General features: G+C 69.6%; 16 protein-coding genes. 8 read left to right on the forward strand and 8 right to left on the reverse strand.

Annotated features, from left to right (window positions below; all coding sequences use genetic code 11):
- Positions 1–3: 3 nt before the first annotated feature.
- Together JOE46_RS11540 and JOE46_RS11545 are read right to left on the reverse strand one after the other, a co-directional pair.
- Entirely contained in the window at positions 4–540 is a 537-nt protein-coding gene (locus JOE46_RS11540; protein WP_097212362.1) for an ester cyclase, read from the reverse strand.
- A gap of 30 nt (positions 541–570) precedes the next feature.
- On the reverse strand, positions 571–1,224 hold the full coding sequence (locus JOE46_RS11545) for a L,D-transpeptidase (protein ID WP_209927254.1): 654 nt from the start codon (positions 1,222–1,224) through the stop codon (positions 571–573).
- Between the two features lie 94 nt (positions 1,225–1,318).
- Between JOE46_RS11545 and JOE46_RS11550 the strand changes: the two genes are divergently transcribed.
- The gene (locus JOE46_RS11550; protein ID WP_209927256.1) at positions 1,319–1,804 is read left to right on the forward strand and encodes a limonene-1,2-epoxide hydrolase family protein; all 486 of its coding nucleotides are present in this window, start codon (positions 1,319–1,321) and stop codon (positions 1,802–1,804) included.
- 26 nt (positions 1,805–1,830) lie between these two features.
- Here JOE46_RS11550 and JOE46_RS11555 read toward each other — a convergent pair whose 3' ends face one another.
- A complete protein-coding gene (locus JOE46_RS11555; RefSeq protein ID WP_097212360.1) occupies positions 1,831–2,403 on the reverse strand; it encodes a hypothetical protein in 573 nt (190 codons plus the stop codon).
- Positions 2,400–4,289: a DEAD/DEAH box helicase gene (locus JOE46_RS11560; RefSeq protein ID WP_269589427.1), complete on the reverse strand. Its 1,890-nt coding sequence runs from the start codon at positions 4,287–4,289 to the stop codon at positions 2,400–2,402. The genes JOE46_RS11555 and JOE46_RS11560 overlap by 4 nt, the downstream gene beginning before the upstream one ends.
- Positions 4,290–4,457: 168 nt before the next feature.
- Between JOE46_RS11560 and JOE46_RS26755 the strand changes: the two genes are divergently transcribed.
- On the forward strand, positions 4,458–4,580 hold the full coding sequence (locus tag JOE46_RS26755) for a hypothetical protein (protein WP_269589428.1): 123 nt from the start codon (positions 4,458–4,460) through the stop codon (positions 4,578–4,580).
- Positions 4,581–4,623: 43 nt separating this feature from the next.
- On the opposite strand, the gene JOE46_RS11565 is transcribed toward JOE46_RS26755, so the two are convergent.
- From JOE46_RS11565 to JOE46_RS11575, 3 genes are all read right to left on the reverse strand, one after another.
- A complete protein-coding gene (locus JOE46_RS11565; RefSeq protein WP_209927257.1) occupies positions 4,624–6,003 on the reverse strand; it encodes a PhoH family protein in 1,380 nt (459 codons plus the stop codon).
- 251 nt (positions 6,004–6,254) lie between these two features.
- Positions 6,255–7,568, reverse strand: coding sequence for a serine hydroxymethyltransferase (gene glyA, locus JOE46_RS11570; protein ID WP_097212358.1), 1,314 nt, complete (start codon positions 7,566–7,568; stop codon positions 6,255–6,257).
- A 57-nt stretch (positions 7,569–7,625) separates the two neighbouring features.
- Complete coding sequence (locus tag JOE46_RS11575; RefSeq protein ID WP_209927258.1) at positions 7,626–8,852, reverse strand: DUF885 domain-containing protein; 1,227 nt, start codon at positions 8,850–8,852, stop codon at positions 7,626–7,628.
- A 102-nt stretch (positions 8,853–8,954) separates the two neighbouring features.
- Between JOE46_RS11575 and coaA the strand changes: the two genes are divergently transcribed.
- Complete coding sequence (gene coaA / locus JOE46_RS11580; protein WP_097212356.1) at positions 8,955–9,887, forward strand: type I pantothenate kinase; 933 nt, start codon at positions 8,955–8,957, stop codon at positions 9,885–9,887.
- A gap of 69 nt (positions 9,888–9,956) precedes the next feature.
- Here the strand turns inward: coaA and JOE46_RS11585 are convergent, their stop codons facing one another.
- On the reverse strand, positions 9,957–10,724 hold the full coding sequence (locus JOE46_RS11585) for an isoprenyl transferase (RefSeq protein ID WP_097212355.1): 768 nt from the start codon (positions 10,722–10,724) through the stop codon (positions 9,957–9,959).
- A gap of 166 nt (positions 10,725–10,890) precedes the next feature.
- Between JOE46_RS11585 and JOE46_RS11590 the strand changes: the two genes are divergently transcribed.
- The 5 genes from JOE46_RS11590 (at position 10,891) to JOE46_RS11605 (ending at position 15,917) form a co-directional block, all read left to right on the forward strand.
- Entirely contained in the window at positions 10,891–11,556 is a 666-nt protein-coding gene (locus JOE46_RS11590; protein WP_209927259.1) for a hemolysin III family protein, read from the forward strand.
- A gap of 171 nt (positions 11,557–11,727) precedes the next feature.
- Positions 11,728–13,203: a wax ester/triacylglycerol synthase domain-containing protein gene (locus JOE46_RS11595; protein ID WP_257017521.1), complete on the forward strand. Its 1,476-nt coding sequence runs from the start codon at positions 11,728–11,730 to the stop codon at positions 13,201–13,203.
- Positions 13,204–13,391: 188 nt separating this feature from the next.
- Complete coding sequence (locus JOE46_RS26760) at positions 13,392–13,517, forward strand: hypothetical protein (RefSeq protein WP_257017520.1); 126 nt, start codon at positions 13,392–13,394, stop codon at positions 13,515–13,517.
- A 336-nt stretch (positions 13,518–13,853) separates the two neighbouring features.
- On the forward strand, positions 13,854–14,903 hold the full coding sequence (locus tag JOE46_RS11600; protein ID WP_245221029.1) for an alpha/beta hydrolase family protein: 1,050 nt from the start codon (positions 13,854–13,856) through the stop codon (positions 14,901–14,903).
- Between the two features lie 6 nt (positions 14,904–14,909).
- Positions 14,910–15,917, forward strand: a complete 1,008-nt coding sequence (locus JOE46_RS11605; RefSeq protein WP_097212352.1) for an alpha/beta hydrolase family protein — start codon at positions 14,910–14,912, stop codon at positions 15,915–15,917.
- The last annotated feature ends 4 nt before the right edge of the window (positions 15,918–15,921 follow it).

A 15,921-nucleotide genomic window follows, 5' to 3' on the forward strand; every position in this document is an offset into this window, starting at 1 on the left:
GGCTCAGGCAGGCGGCGACTTCCGAGCGCGACTCCTGGCCCACAGCATCCGCACCAAGTAGGCCGGGCTCGGCTGCAACCAGCCGAGTTGCTCGGCCATGCCCAGATCATCGCGGTTGGCCCAGTGCTCGATCACCAGGCTGTCCTCGAGTCGTACCCAATGTGATTGGGTGACAGCGAAACTCCGGCCGGTCGGCGGGAATGCACCGGCGACGGCGCCGCCCTCGTCGAAGTTCAGGAACAGCCCGACGTGGCGACCGCTCATGGTCACCTCGACCGCGACGAGGTCGCCCTCCGCCACGATGTTCCCGATCTCGAAGTGCAGGTCCGCGAACGGCCTGCGCAGCCACAGCGCGGTCGCATGCCAGGATCCCGGTCCGCGGACCCGGGTGTGCGGCGGCTCGGTCTTGGTCTCGTGGTTGACCGCGTCCGGATGGATGATGGCGTCGAAGTCCTCGCGGCTGCCCGCGGCGACGAACTCGATGCTGCGCACGGCGATCGACTTCGCGTCCGCCGAGGGGGTGGATCGATCGCTGTTCACTCCGGCCTCCCGGCAGTCGACGAGCCTTGCTCAGTTCGCGATGGCGATGACCGCACCCGGCTGCAGCCACCGGATCAGCCAGACCAGGGCGCCCTCGCTCACCGCGACGCAGCCCAGCGTGGGTTCGCCGTTCGAGACGTGCAGGAAGAAGGCGCCGCCACCGCCGGGCACCCGCTCCTTGTTGACGCCCATCACCACCGCGTAGCGGTAGGCGGGGATCTCCAGCTCCTCGCTGGCCGACTCGTCGAAGGCGCAGGACCCCGGGGCGCAGACCTGATGCGTGTTGTAGGTCGCGCTGTCCGGATCGCCGTCCCACCAGTCGTTGGCACCCACCTTCCGGTACGGCAGGCCGCCGCCCGGGTTCCCGGCGGTGCCGAACGCCGCGTCCAGGCTGAACACGCCCTCCGGGGTCGCGGGCACGCCGTCCGCGGCCGCATCCGTGAACCCGTCCGCACCGACCTGTGCGGGCAGGCTCGGGGAGATCCGGTGCCAGCCGAGCGGGGAGCGCTGCCAGGCCTCCAGAGTGGCGTTCGAGCCGCCCGACCCGCGGACGGCGATGACCTGGGTGGCCCCTCCGACGGCCCCGTCGAACCAGGGCCCCTGAGCCAGAGCGTGCGGCGCACACAGCAGCGCCAGCACCGTTGCGATGACGGTCGATAGGATCGCGCTCGCCAGTTTGCGCACACCACATGGTGTCCCGCGGGGCCCGCGCGGTCAAGCACCTGGCCGGTACGGTCGGGATACCGTCACCCCCGACCACACGAGCGATCGGACCGACATGAGCCCTGCAACCATCGAACCGAGTTCCGTGGACACACCGGCCGACGTCCGGGTGGTGCGCGCGTTCCTGGCCGCCCTGGCCAGGGCCGATGTCGACGCCGCGGCCGAATACCTGCACCCCGAGATCGCCTGGCACAACGTCTCGCTGCCGATCCTGCGTGGATACCCCACGGTGACCCGGGTGCTCCGGCAGCTCGCCCGCCCCGGCCTGCGGTTCGACGTGATCGTGCATCACGCGGCGGGAGAGAACGGCGTGGTCCTCACCGAGCGCACCGACCTGCTCGGAGCGGGTCCGGTCAACGCCGAGTTCTGGGTGTGCGGCACGTTCGAGCTGCGCGACGGAAGAATCGCGGTGTGGCGGGACTACTTCAGCGTCCGCGATGTCATCCGCGGCATCGTGGTCGGCGTTGCCAGGGCCGTGACCGGCAGGCGCGGCGGACGCGGTACGGGCTACCTCAGCGAGGCTGCTGCGCTGGACGCGTGACAAGTCGGCGGCCGAGCAGCTTCTCGTCAGCCGTAGAACGACGCCGGGTCCACCTCGGACAGGGTGATCCAGTCCGACGGCTCCAGCGAGCCGGGGCCCGCCGAGCCGACCGAGTCGTCGGATCGTAGCCGGACGGCCAGCGCCGGTTCCTCGTCGATCAGCTGGACGAGGGCGTACACGGTCGCCAGGTGGTGCAGGCACGGCGTCCGGCGGCTCGTGCAGGCACACGTCGCCCCGCACTCCGCCGGTGTCGCCGCCACCGCGATACCCGCGCCCTGCAGCTCCGCCACGGGCGCATCCGGGAGATCACCGGACGCACCTGCGTCGCCGAGCCCGGCCGCGCCGAGCACCTCGCCCACCCGCGCCAGCGCGGCATCGTCCCAGCGCGGCACCTCGATGGTGACCGCGTGGGACTTCTGCCTCGCCGCCACCTCCGCGCACACCCTTCCTGCGGACACACCCGTGACATTCACCGCGCCGCCCCTGGCGAGGCGCCGGGCCTCGGGCAGCAGCGCATTCGGCGCCGAGGCCGCCGTCGACTCGATCGTGCGGAGCCAGGCCCGACCCCACGCCGTCGCTCCGAACTCTGCCGCCGTCATCGAGCACCGACCGCGTCGAGGTCGAGCAGCGAGCGCAGCTCGTCATCGGCCAGCTCGGCCAGCGCAGCCTCCGAGTTCCCTGAGATCGATTCCGCCAGAGCACGCTTCGATTCGTGCATCGAGGCGATGTGGTCCTCGATGGTGCCGCCGGTGACGAGGGTGTACACGTTCACCGTTCGGCGTTGGCCGATCCGATGCGCCCGGTCCGTGGCCTGGTCCTCGACCGCGGGATTCCACCATCGGTCGTAGTGCACGACATGACTGGCTCGGGTCAGGTTCAGACCGAATCCCGCCGCACGCAGACTCAGGATGAGGACGGGGGCCGAGTCCGGGTCGTCCTGGAACTCCTGGACCATCCGATCGCGCGACCGTGCGCTCAGACCACCGTGCAGGAAGGGGATCTCGCCGACCCCGAGCTCGGTCGTCAGGTGCGTCGACAGCAGCTCCCCCATCGTGCGGTACTGCGTGAACACCAAGGCCCGATCCCCGTCTTCGACTATCTCCGAGAGCATTTCGGTGGCCCGGTCGAACTTGCCCGACCTGCCGCGCAGCGCGCCGCCGTCACCGAGAAACTGTTCGGGATGGTTGCAGACCTGCTTGAGGGTGGTCAGTAGCGCGAGCACGTTGCCGCGCCTGGCGATCCCACTGCCGAGCCCCGTATCGAACGCACGCTCCACCGCGTGACGGTACAGCCGCGCCTGCTCCTCGGACAGCGTGCACGCGACCGTCGAGTACTGCTTGTCCGGCAGCTCGGTGGCGACCGCGGACTTGGTACGCCGCAGCACGTGTGGCGCGATGAGGGCGCCGAGCCGGGCCGCGGCCGTCGCCGATCGTCGGGACTCGATCGGCACCACGAACCGCTGACGGAAGCGTGCCCTGGTGCCCAACAGCGCCGGATTGGCCGCGCGGAAGATCGACCACAGCTCGTCGAGCCGATTCTCGACCGGGGTACCGGTCATCGCGACCCGAATCCGCGCGGACAGCCGCGCCGCCGCCCTGGCCGCGAGGGAATCGGAATTCTTGATCTGCTGCGCCTCGTCGAATATGACCACGTCCCAGGCCGCTTCGCACAGTCGGTCGACGTCCGAGCGCAGCAGACCGTAGCTGGTCAGCACCACGGTCCCCGGAATCACCGTCGCAGGCAGCGCCCTGCCCGCACCGTGATGGACGATCACCGGGAGGTCGGGGGCGAACCGTGCGAGCTCGCGACGCCAGTTCCCGACAACCGAGGTCGGGCACACCACGAGGTGGGGACCCAGCTCGTTCCGGGTGGCGAGCGCACAGATCGCCTGCAGCGTCTTACCGAGCCCCATCTCGTCGGCGAGGATGCCGCCGCCCACCTCCTCGAGAGCCAGGAGCCAGGCCACACCCTGGACCTGGTACGGCCGCAAGGTGGCGCGGATGTGCGCCGTCGCCAGGTCCTCGGTGGTCCGCGCCGCCGAGGTGAAACTGTTCAGCAGGGCGGCCGCGGTATGGATCGCCGACTCGTCCTCGTTCAGCAGAGCATGGGCCGCGGCGGGCATCTGCGCGGCGAGCTCGTCGCTCGCCGCCCGGTCCCCGCCCGCGAGGTGCGCGGCCGCGCACCACGACCGGACGGATCCCCCGGCGCCCCCGTCCGGGTCCATCGCCCGCAACGCGGGCAGCACGTCCACCAGATCGATCAGTCGCGCATCGACCGTGCGAGGCGCGACGGCGCCGCCGACGGGAACCGCGAACCGGCAGCTCGCCGCCCGCCCCTGCGGCAGACCCAACCGAACCAGCTCGGCGGCAACATCGTCTGTGCCCCACCACGCCATCGCCCCGTGAACCGGGATGAAGGTCGCCTGCAGCAGCCTCGGGCGGACCCAGTCCGAATTCGCGTCGATCACTTCGCTCTCACCGTGCACGTCCGCCGATGGTACGGACGCCCCGGCGGTACGCGCCATTGACAGGGGCCTCGAAAAGCCCTGGTGAGGTGTGTTCATCCCGACATTGACCGGTGTCGATCCGGCGTGTCTGTCGCCCCATAGAATTCACCGGATCGACTCACCGATCCGGTACCGAAGGGACCCATGATGGAAAAGCTCCGCAACTACGGCCTGCTCATCAAGTACGTCGCCACCACCCAGTGGCGCAAGCTCCGCGGCACGGACAAGACGGCCCAGACGCCTGCCCAGGACCAGGCTCCGCAGCAGTAGCAGATGGGGAGGCCCGAGCGACCGGGCCTCCCCACCCCGCGCCTCAGGCGGTCGGGCCGAACTCCTCGAGCATCTCGGTCACCAGCGCCGCGATCGGCGACCGCTCGCTGCGGGTGAGCGTGATGTGGGCGAAGAGCGGGTGCCCCTTGAGCTTCTCGATCACCGCGGCGACGCCGTCGTGCCTGCCGACCCTCAGGTTGTCGCGCTGGGCGACGTCATGGGTGAGCACCACCCGGGACCCGGTGCCCAGCCGGGACAACACCGTGAGCAGCACGTTGCGCTCGAGGGACTGCGCCTCGTCCACGATCACGAACGAGTCGTGTAGTGACCGGCCGCGAATGTGGGTGAGCGGCAATACCTCCAGCATCCCGCGGTTGATCACCTCGTCCATCACCTCGGGGCTCGCCAGGCCGTCCAGGGTGTCGAACACCGCCTGCGCCCACGGACCCATCTTCTCGCTCTCGCTGCCGGGCAGGTAGCCGAGCTCCTGTCCACCGACCGCGTACAGCGGCCGGAAGACGACCACCTTCCGGTGGGTGCGACGCTCGAGCACCGCCTCCAGCCCTGCGGTCAGGGCGAGCGCCGACTTACCGGTACCGGCCTTGCCGCCGAGCGAGATGATGCCGATGCTCTCGTCGAGCAACAGGTCGAGGGCGATCCGCTGCTCGGCCGAGCGGCCGTGCAGGCCGAAGGCCTCCCGTTCGCCGCGGACCAGCTGCACCCGCTTGTCCGGGGTCACCCGCCCCAGCGCGCTGGAGCTGCCACCCATCAGCCGGATTCCGGTGTGACAGGGCAGTTCTCGCGCCTCGTCGAGATCGATGACCCCCTCGGAGAACAGCTCGTCGATCCGGGTCGAGGCGACGTCGAGTTCGGTCATCCCCGTCCATCCCGACGGGACCACGTCGTGCGCGTGGTACTCGTCGGCGGGCAGACCCACCGCGCCGGCCTTGACCCGCAGGGGAATGTCCTTGCTGACCAGGACCACCTCCTTGCCGTCGGCGGCGAGATTGAGGGCGCAGGCCAGAATCCTGGAATCGTTTGAGTCGGTGCGGAATCCGATCGGCAGGACCGAGGGGTCCGTGTGATTGAGCTCCACCTGGAGCGTGCCGTCGTCGGAGCCGATCGGAACCGGCTGATCCAACCGTCCGTGCTCGATCCGCAGGTCGTCGAGCATCCGAAGCGCCTCGCGGGCAAACCATCCCAGCTCGTGGTGGTGGCGTTTGCCCTCCAACTCCCCGATGACCACCAGGGGCAGCACCACCTCGTGCTCCGCGAAACGCGTGACGGCCCACGGATCCGAGAGCAGAACCGAGGTGTCGAGTACGTAGGTGCGAACTGACCGTTCGGGAGACTTCGTGGTTGCGGACCTCGGGGAGTTCCCGGCATGTCCGGAATGGGCAGATACGGAGCGAGTTGCGGTCACGTGAGGCTCCTACGTCTGCGCGGCACCCGCGCAAACTTCAGTTCGCTGGGCCGGTCCGTCCCTGGTGCGTCAATCCGCACGAGGGCCGGGCGCCGGCCCTCTCGTACTGAATACTTCAGCCACGATCAGAACCTCCCGGACAGGCAACTAGGTCCGCTGCCTGTTACCGGGGACGCTACTGCGATCGGCGCCCTGCTGCACTCGCAACACGCAGGGCGCCGATGAACACGTCGTTAACTCCAGCTCAGGCGCTAGACCGTCTTGGAGAGCAGGCCCCAGTCCTCGAGGCCCTCGTACAGCGGCAGGTCGAGGGCAAGCTTCGAGACCCGGGCGCGCAGCGCGGCGAAATCGGTGTCCGAGCCCTGCGCCAGCGCGGTCGCGATGATGTCCGCGACCTCGGTGAACTCGGCGTCGCCGAACCCACGGGTGGCCAGCGCGGCGGTGCCGATGCGCAGGCCGGAGGTGACCATCGGCGGACGCGGGTCGAAGGGCACCGCGTTGCGGTTGACGGTGATGCCGACCTCGTGCAGCAGATCCTCGCCCTGCTGGCCGTCCAGCGCCGAGTTGCGCAGGTCCACCAGGACCAGGTGCACGTCGGTGCCGCCTGTGAGCACGGAGATGCCCTTGTCCGCGACGTCGGCGCCGGTGAGGCGCTCAGCCAGGATCCGGGCACCGGACAGGGTGCGGGCCTGACGGTCCTTGAACTCCTCGGTGCCCGCGATCTTGAGCGAGACGGCCTTCGCGGCGATGGCGTGCATGAGCGGCCCGCCCTGCTGGCCGGGGAACACCGCGGAGTTGATCTTCTTGGCCCACTCCTGCTTGGCCAGGATCAGTCCGGAGCGGGGGCCGCCGAGGGTCTTGTGCACGGTGGTGGACACGACGTCCGCGTAGGGCACGGGCGACGGGTGCAGGCCCGCGGCGACGAGCCCGGCGAAGTGCGCCATGTCGACCCACAGGTAGGCGCCGACCTCGTCCGCGATGGACCGGAACGCGGCGAAGTCCTGCTGCCGCGGGTACGCGGACCAGCCGGCGACGATCACCTTCGGCTTCTCCGCCACCGCGATCTTGCGGACCTCGTCCATGTCGATGCGGTGGTCTTCCTTGCTGACCCCGTAGGACGCCACGTCGTAGAGCTTGCCGGAGAAGTTGAGCTTCATCCCGTGCGTCAGGTGGCCGCCGTGCGCCAGGTCGAGGCCGAGCAGCTTCTCGCCCGGGTTCATCAGCGCCATCAGCACCGCGGCGTTCGCCTGCGCGCCGGAGTGCGGCTGGACGTTCGCGAACTCGGCACCGAATAGCTCCTTGGCACGGTTGCGCGCCAGGTCCTCGATGACGTCGACGTGCTCGCAGCCGCCGTAGTAGCGACGGCCCGGGTAGCCCTCGGCGTACTTGTTGGTCAGCACGCTGCCCTGAGCCTGCAGCACCGCGCGCGGCACGAAGTTCTCGGACGCGATCATCTCGAGGGTGTCGCGCTGACGGGCCAGCTCGCCGTTCATCGCGGCCGCGACCTCGGGATCGAGTTCGGCGAGCGAGGCATTGTTGACGTCGGTGCTGGGCACAGCGGTCATCGAGGAATCTCCAAGCGGGAGCTACGGCAGGGGCACGCTCAGTCTAGGCAATGGCTGTCAACGCAGCGCAGACGGGATCAGCGGCTCGTCCAGCAACCGCCGGAACAACTCGGATCGGCCTGCCGCGTCGGCGCCGCGGTCGAGCCAGCTCCCGAGCAGCCGGTAGCCCTCGACGTAGGTGCTGATGTAGGCGCGCCACAGCGGGTCGGACAGGAACCGCAGCGTCTGCCGGGCCCGCTCCTGCGTGGACAGGGTCCACCGCTGCAGGAACGCGGCGACGTCGTCCTGGCTGCGGCCGCGGTCGTGCAGCAGCAGGGCCGCGTCCTGCCGGACCCCGAGTAGCGAGGCCGACGCATTCGCCAACCGCTCCGCGCGTTCGCCGTCGAAGCGCAGTCCCAGGTCCGCGTAGATCTCCTGGGCCCACGGCCCCCAGCCTGCACCCATGGGAGTTCCGCCGGCTCCACTCCACCCCACGATCGAGCCGAGAGCGTGGTCCGCCAAGCCCTCCGCCATCAGGCACTGCGGCGTGTTGACCAGGAACAGGGTCTGCTCGGCCTGCCCCGCTCCGACCAGTCCCGCCTCCTTGCGGCAGTGCTCGGTGTGGTGGCCGGGATACGACTCGTGGGCGATCAGGTGCGGCAGGTTCGCCATGTGCTGCTTGAGGTCGGAGTTGATCGCCACCTTCGACCGGTAGTCACCGAGGTAGTAGTTGAACCCGGACCAGGGCTTGTCCCCGACCACCTCGTACTCGACCCGCTCGGTCTCGGGCAACGCGTACTCCGCCCGCACCCGGTCGCGCAGCGCGCTGGAGAAGGCCTCGACGCACTCCGGCAGCCGCTCCGGCGGGATCTCGTCGGCGGCGCGGTGCGCCTGCAGCCGCTCGGCGAGCGGGCGGGCGGCGTCGCCCGCCAGCACCTCGTCCATCGCCCGGTGCGCAGCCCGGTACTCGTCCTCGGAGCCCGGCTCGATGCGCACGTCGAAGTAGGCCTGCACCTCGTCGACGAAGCCGATCTGCTCGCCCGCGAACTTCCGGGCGGAGCACTCCAGCGCGCGCAGGTGCACGTCGAGGAACGCGGCCCGTTCGGCGGGCAACCCGGAACCGGCAACCTCGTCACGCAATTCGGCGGCGCGGCGCGCGAGCAGGCGCGGATCGGGCGGCGGCGCGTTCTCCACCTGCCTGCGCAGCGCCTGGTCGCCGGTGAAGGCGTCGACGAAGCCCTCCTCCAACCGGTCGAAACCGAGTCCGAGCAGCAGGTATTCGCGGACGAGTTCGACGGGGTCCATGGTCGTCCACCCTAACCATCGGCGAGTTGTCCGACCCGCCGCCGCCGCGCACAGTGGTGTCGAGCACAATCCGACTATGCAGAGCGAGATCCAGGTGCGCGCATGGCACGAGTGAGCGAGAGCAGCCCCTACGTCGAGTTCGACCGCAAGCAATGGCGAACCCTGCGTAAGTCGACACCGCTCGTGCTCACCGAGGAAGAGCTCCTCGGCCTGCGCGGCCTCGGCGAACAGATCGACCTCGACGAGGTCGCCGAGGTCTACCTGCCGCTCTCCAGGCTCATCCACCTCCAGGTGGCCGCTCGGCAGCGCCTGTTCGCCGCCACCGCGACGTTCCTCGGCGAGAAGCACCCGGATCGGCAGGTGCCCTTCGTGATCGGCGTGGCGGGCAGCGTCGCGGTGGGCAAGTCCACCACCGCCCGCGTGCTGCAGGCCCTGCTCGCGCGCTGGGATCACCACCCGCGCGTCGACCTGGTCACCACCGACGGCTTCCTGTACTCGACGGCCGAGCTGACGCGCCGGGGCCTCATGCACCGCAAGGGTTTTCCCGAGAGCTACGACCGCCGCAAGCTGCTGCGCTTCGTCACCGAGGTCAAGTCCGGCGCGGAAGAGGTCGCGGCGCCGGTGTACTCACACGTCTCGTACGACGTCCTGCCCGGCCAGTACCACCTGGTGCGCCAGCCCGACATCCTGATCATCGAGGGCCTCAACGTCCTGCAGACCGGACCGCGGCTGATGGTCTCGGACCTGTTCGACTTCTCCATCTACGTCGACGCGCGGATCGAGGACATCGAGCGCTGGTACATCAAGCGCTTCCTGGCGCTGCGCAAGACGTCGTTCGCGGACCCGACGTCGCACTTCCACCACTTCTCCGGGCTGTCCGACGAGCACGCCGTGCTGGCCGCGGACGACATCTGGAACTCGATCAACCGGCCGAACCTGGTCGAGAACATCCTGCCGACCCGCCCGCGCGCCACGCTGGTGCTACGCAAGGACGCCGACCACTCCATCAACCGGCTGCGGCTGCGCAAGCTGTAGGGCGGCTACGCCGCCCGTGCGTGGTTGACGAGTCCTGAGACTCGTCGACCACGCACAGGCGCGAAGCGCCTATGCGCCGAATCGGCGGTGCCGGGCCGCGTAGTCACGCAGCGCGCGCAGGAAGTCGACGTGCCGGAACTCCGGCCAGTACGCCTCGGTGAACCAGATCTCGGAGTACGCGCTCTGCCACAGCAGGAAGCCCGACAGTCGCTGCTCCCCCGAGGTGCGGATCACCAGGTCCGGGTCCGGCTGCCCGGAGGTGTAGAGGTGGCCGTCGATCCCCTTCACGGACATCGCCCGGACCAGTGCGTCGCCGGACAGCCCCTCGTCGAGCTTCTCGCGCAGCAGCGACTTCACGGCATCGGCGATCTCCTGCCGACCGCCGTAGCCGACGGCGACGTTGACGTGCGTGCCGGTGCGGCCCGCGGTGCGCTCGGCGGCCTCGCGCAGGCGGCGCGCCTGCTCCTCCGGGAGCAGGTCGAGGGTGCCGACTATCTTGACGCTCCAGTTCTGCCCGGGACCCGAGATCTCCTCCACCACATCGGTGATGATCTCGAGGAGGGTGTCGAGCTCCTCCGGCTCGCGCCGCAGGTTCTCGGTGGAGAGCAGGTAGATGGTGGCCATCTCGATGCCCGCCTGATCGCACCAGCCGAGCATCTCGGCGATCTTCAGCGCACCCATCCGGTGACCGTGGCTGACGTCGGTGAAACCGTTCTCCCTGGCCCATCGACGGTTGCCATCGCACATCACCGCGACGTGTCGCGGGTGCTGGAGCCCCTCGAGCTGACGGCGAAGGCGTCGCTCGTAGATGCTGTACAGCAGGTTCGGGACCTTCACCTGGACATCACCACGAGAGCCCACATTACGCGGCCCCGGTGCGGCCCCGACGGCCGCGGCTGTAATCGTCGTCTCACCCCGTTTCCGGCGGTTCCGGCGGCCGCTACAGTGGCGACCGACGCCCGAACCTACGCAACCGTAGGTTCACGACCGCCCGGGAGCCGCAATGTCCGAACTCGACCTCGCAGCGCCGCCGGTGAAGCCGCGGATGCGGGGCTGGATCCACCTGTGGGCATTCGTGGTCGCGGTGATCGCGTGCGCCGTGCTCGTCGCCGCCGCGGCGCAGGAATCCGGTCGAGCCGCCGTCGCGACCGCGATCTACTCAGTGACGGTCTGCGGAGTGTTCGGCGTGAGTGCCACGTACCACCGGGTGCACTGGGCGACCACGCGCGGCCGGATCTGGATGAAGCGCGCCGACCACTCGATGATCTTCCTGTTCATCGCGGGCAGCTACACCCCGTTCGCACTGCTCGCGCTGCCGCCCGAGACCGGCCGGACGTTGCTGGCCGTGGTGTGGGCGGGCGCACTGGCCGGGGTGGCGCTGAAGATGCTGTGGCCCACAGCTCCGCGCTGGGTCGGCGTCCCGCTCTACCTGATCCTCGGCTGGGCGATCGTGCCGGTCGCGGGACAACTCGTCGACGAGGTCGGCTGGCTGCCGCTGATCCTGCTCGCGGTCGGCGGGGTGCTCTACAGCGTCGGCGCCATCCTCTACGCCACCAAGTGGCCGAACCCCTGGCCCGACACCTTCGGCCACCACGAGTTCTTCCACGCGGGCACCGTGATCGCGGCACTGTGCCACTACATCGCGGTATGGCTCGTCGTCCTCGGCTGAGCACGCCCGACCGCGCCCGCGGCCCCCGACCGGGCACCAGCGACCCCATCGAACCCGGCGACCCGATTGGGCAATTGTGACCCCAGGACGGCGCGATGTGCTTAGCCTGGGACACGAACCGCGGGGGGCCCTGCACCGGTCCGCCGCTCCGCACGCATGGGAGGGAGAGCGGTGAGGGTGTCGGGGGCCGGGGTCACGCAGCTGGCACCGCAGGATGCCGAGTTCGTGTACAGCGAGTCGTCACGTCACCGCTCGAACATCGTCGTGGTGTACCTGTTCGACACGTCCGCCGAGGCAGCGCCGCTGACCGAACCCGAGGCGATCGCCTGGATGCGGGCGCGCCTCGGCCACGCCGGGATGTTCACGCGCCGGCTACGACGGGTGCCGCTCGACCTCGACCTGCCGTACTGGGCACCCGACCCCCGGATGAACCTGCGTGACCACGTCCACGTGTCGCCGGCCGAGGCCCCGGGCTGGGATCCGTTGCGGCGACAGATCTCCCGCATCGCAGACGCCCCGATCGACCTGACGCGCCCCCCGTGGGAATTGCACTTCATCACCGGAGTCACCACGCGGGAGCGGAGCCTGCGCCGCGACCCGATATCTGCCGGGGACCCCGACCGCATGACGGCGGCCGTACTGAAGTTCCATCACAGCGCCGGTGACGGGATCGCCACCCGCGACCTCGGGCGGCGGCTGTTCGGGCCGGACACCTCGCACCCGCCCGTCCCCACCCGGCCGCGTGACTGGTCGACCGCCACTGCGGTGACGCGCGCGCTCGCCTCACTCCCGGTGCAGTGCCTGCGCTTTCGCCGCGGCCTCGCGGCGGCAGGGGCCGCCGACGAGCGCATCCGGGCGGAGGTGGCCGACGGGACCATCGTCGAACCGGCGTTGTCGCGCCCGTCCTGCCGCTTCAACCGACCGATCTCAGCCGAGCTGACCTTCGATCTGGTGATCCTTCCCGGCGACCAGATCAGGGCGGCACAGGCGGCGGCCGACGGCGCGACGGTCAATGACGTGATGCTGGCGACGATCTCGGGCGCGCTCCGCACCTACCTGTCCGAGCAGGACGAGTCACCAGACGGTTCGCTGGCCGCCATGGTCCCGATGTCCTTGCGCGGCACCGGAAAGGGGGTCGCGGACGGACCCGAGGGCCCCCGCGCGACCCACCTCGCGTTGATGGCGGTGGATCTGCACACCGACATCGGCGACCCGGTCGACCGACTGCGGGCGATCGGCGCCTCCACGCGCCTGGAGAAGCAGCGCAGCCGCAACGAGCACGTGCGACGCTCGGCGCGGCGGATCGAGTCCTCGCCTGCGCTCCTGCTGCGGCTCGCCGGCCGGGCAAAGGCCTTCAAGGACCACTCCGGCCCCACCGTCGAGCGGTACAACACCATGATCAGCAACGTCCCATGGGCAGGGGATGACCTGCTGCTGCGCTCGGCCCCGCTGGTCCGGACGTTCGGCATCCTCGAGATCCTCGACGGCTCGGGCCTCCGGCACCTGATCGTGTCCTCCCGCGGCGACGGGGTCGCGGTGTCCTTCAGCACGGACGCCGCGATGATGCCCGACACGGACCGCTACCGGGACCTCCTGCGCGACTCGCTCCGCGACCTCGCGGAGCCGGCCCACGAAGTCGGCATCTGAGCCCCGCCGCGACCCATCCGTTACCCAAGGTCACGAAACTTTGCGAATTCACAACACAATCATTAACTCGTTGTTACCGTACTGACGTCACGAACCAACCGGTCGTGACGATCCGAACGGTGCATGAGCCCGCGGAATCACTGGCGAGATCACGCACCGCATCCGAGGTATGACTTGAGGAGGCACACGTGGGGTCTTTGGGAGACATCATCGGGGCGATCATCCCCGGGCTGGGGTCGATGATGGCCGCTGACGGGTTGTTCGAGGTCTTCATGGGATCGGTGGAGGGCAGCGTGGGGACGCCGCCCGCCTGAGACACGGGGCGGTCTCCGCGACCGCGCGAATTCGTTGTAACACCAACTACGACACCACTTTCGACCACGCGAGGGCGGATGTGACGACCCTCGTCCTACCTTTGAGGAGAGAAATGGGATCGATCGGTGAAGTGCTCGGACCCATCGTGACGAGCATGAACGACAACGGCCAAAAGGTGATCAACGCGCTGATCGCGCTCAGCGGCGGCACGCCGGGAGCCGGCAAGTAGCCTCGTTCGACTTCGAGTGTGACCTCGGGCCCGCGCGGGTTCTCCCCACGCGGGCCCGAGCCGGGCGAGAACCCGCCGCCTTCCCTGCGTGATCAGGAGGAGCCAGATGGACAGCCACAGCGACCAGATGCCCGCGCGGCGTCGACGCGGTGTTTCCGCGACCCTGATCCTCGGGGTGTGCGCGGCGATCGCGGTCACCGCTCAGCCGACCGCCGCCGCCCAGCCCGCCGGGGCCGCGATCGTCAGCGAGCAACAGGGCCCCGACCGGCGCATCGACATCGAGGTCTATTCGCCCTCGATGGATCGGAACATCCCGCTGCAGGTGCTGCGGCCGAAGGACACGGACCGCCCGGCGCCGACGCTGTACCTGCTCAACGGGGCGGGCGGCGGCGAGGACGGCGCGTCCTGGCAGGCGCAGACCGACGTCGCCCAGTTCTTCGCGGACAAGCACGTCACCGTGGTGACCCCGATGGAGGGCGCGTTCAGCTACTACACCGACTGGCGTAACCCGGATCCCGGTCTGGCGAAGACCAACGAGAACAACGGCAGGAACATGTGGACCACGTTCCTGACGCGGGAGCTCCCGCCGGTGATCGATTCCGCGTTCGCCACCACCGGCGAGAACTCGCTGGCGGGCCTGTCCATGACGGGCACCGCCGTGCTCGACCTCGCCATCCAGGCTCCGACGCTCTATCGCAGCGTCGCCTCCTACAGCGGCTGCGCGATGACCAGCGAGATGCCGGGGCGCCAGTTCGTGACGATGGTGGTCGGGGCGGGCAGCGGGAAGGCAGAGAACATGTGGGGGCCGCCCGGCGATCCCGAGTGGACCGCCCGCGACCCCTACGTGAACGCGGCCAGACTGCCGCGCATCCCCATCTACGTCTCCAACGGCAGTGGGTTGCCCGGCCCGCACGACACGCTGGCCAACCCGAGGCTGAAGGGCAACCCACTCACCCTGGGCAGCCAGATCGTGGTCGGCGGCGTGATCGAGTCCGCCACCAACTACTGCACCCACAGGCTCGCCGACCGCACGCGCGAACTCGGCATGGACAACGTGGTCTTCGACTTCCGGCCCGCCGGAACCCATTCGTGGGGCTACTGGCAGGACGACCTCCACGGGTCGTGGCCGATGATCGCCCGTTCGCTCGGGATCTGAGGCGGCATGCGAGAAGCATCGACAGCGATCGCGGCCATCGCGACGATCGCGGTGGCCGTCCTCGTCGCGCCTGGGGCCGCGGCGCAGACCGTGGTCCCGGACTACGTCCCGGTGGCCGCGGACGCCACGCCCGCCGTCACCAGCGCCACCGAGCTGAGCGGTGGCGTGTTGTTGCTGCAGGTCGCCTCCCCCGCGATGCGACGCGAGGTGCCGGTGAAGGTGCTCCCCGCCGCCGACCGCAGCCGACCCCACGGCGTCTACTACCTACTCGACGGCAATTCCGGACAGGTCGACGACAACAACTGGCTCGACCCCGCTCGGGGCGATGCGGCGGCGTTCTTCGCCGACAAGGACGTCAACGTCGTCTTCCCGATCGGCGGAACCGGCAGCATGTACACCGACTGGGTGCAGGACCACCCGAAATTCGGTCGCGCCCAATGGGAGTCGTTTCTGTCCAAGGAGCTGCCGCCGCTGATCGACGCCCGGTTCGGCACCAACGGCCGCAACGCGATCGGCGGCATCTCGATGGGTGCCACCGCGGCGATGATGCTCGCCGAGCGGGCGCCCGAGGTCTACGACGGCGCCGTGGGATACAGCGGCTGCTATCTCACCGAGGGACCGGCAGGCAAGGCACTGACCGATCTCGTGGTCATCAACGGCAACGGGACCTCCGACCAGATGTGGGGGCCACCTGGCAGCGAGACATGGCGCTCGCACGACGTGTTCCTCGGAGCCCCACGGCTGGCAGGTAAACCCGTGTACCTGTCCTCCGGTTCCGGTCTGCCTGGACCGCACGAGAACCCGAACGCCCCCGGCTTCGCGCAGTCGGTCGTGGTCGGCGGCGTGATGGAATTCGCCGTTTCGCTGTGCACCGACCAGCTCGCTCAGACCCTGCGCGAGGCAGGCGCCCACGTCACCCGCGGCGCCTCCCCGGTGGGGCTGCACGCGTGGCCCTACTGGCGGGACGAACTCGGCAGGTCGTGGCCCACGATTCGTGCGGCGACCGGCGGCTGACCCG

This window comes from Rhodococcus sp. PvR099 (genome assembly GCF_017833315.1).
Taxonomy (GTDB): Bacteria; Actinomycetota; Actinomycetes; order Mycobacteriales; family Mycobacteriaceae; genus Rhodococcus_G; species Rhodococcus_G oryzae.

Excerpts from the sequence above, each read along its gene's own strand:
- JOE46_RS11605 (WP_097212352.1), top strand. The coding sequence starts at position 14,910 with ATGCGAGAAGCATCGACAGCGATCGCGGCCATCGCGACGATCGCGGTG.
- JOE46_RS11550 (WP_209927256.1), top strand. The coding sequence starts at position 1,319 with ATGAGCCCTGCAACCATCGAACCGAGTTCCGTGGACACACCGGCCGAC.
- JOE46_RS11590 (WP_209927259.1), top strand. The coding sequence starts at position 10,891 with ATGTCCGAACTCGACCTCGCAGCGCCGCCGGTGAAGCCGCGGATGCGG.
- glyA (WP_097212358.1), bottom strand. The coding sequence starts at position 7,568 with ATGACCGCTGTGCCCAGCACCGACGTCAACAATGCCTCGCTCGCCGAA.
- JOE46_RS26755 (WP_269589428.1), top strand. The coding sequence starts at position 4,458 with ATGGAAAAGCTCCGCAACTACGGCCTGCTCATCAAGTACGTCGCCACC.
- coaA (WP_097212356.1), top strand. The coding sequence starts at position 8,955 with ATGGCACGAGTGAGCGAGAGCAGCCCCTACGTCGAGTTCGACCGCAAG.
- JOE46_RS11575 (WP_209927258.1), bottom strand. The coding sequence starts at position 8,852 with ATGGACCCCGTCGAACTCGTCCGCGAATACCTGCTGCTCGGACTCGGT.
- JOE46_RS11555 (WP_097212360.1), bottom strand. The coding sequence starts at position 2,403 with ATGACGGCGGCAGAGTTCGGAGCGACGGCGTGGGGTCGGGCCTGGCTC.
- JOE46_RS11600 (WP_245221029.1), top strand. The coding sequence starts at position 13,854 with ATGGACAGCCACAGCGACCAGATGCCCGCGCGGCGTCGACGCGGTGTT.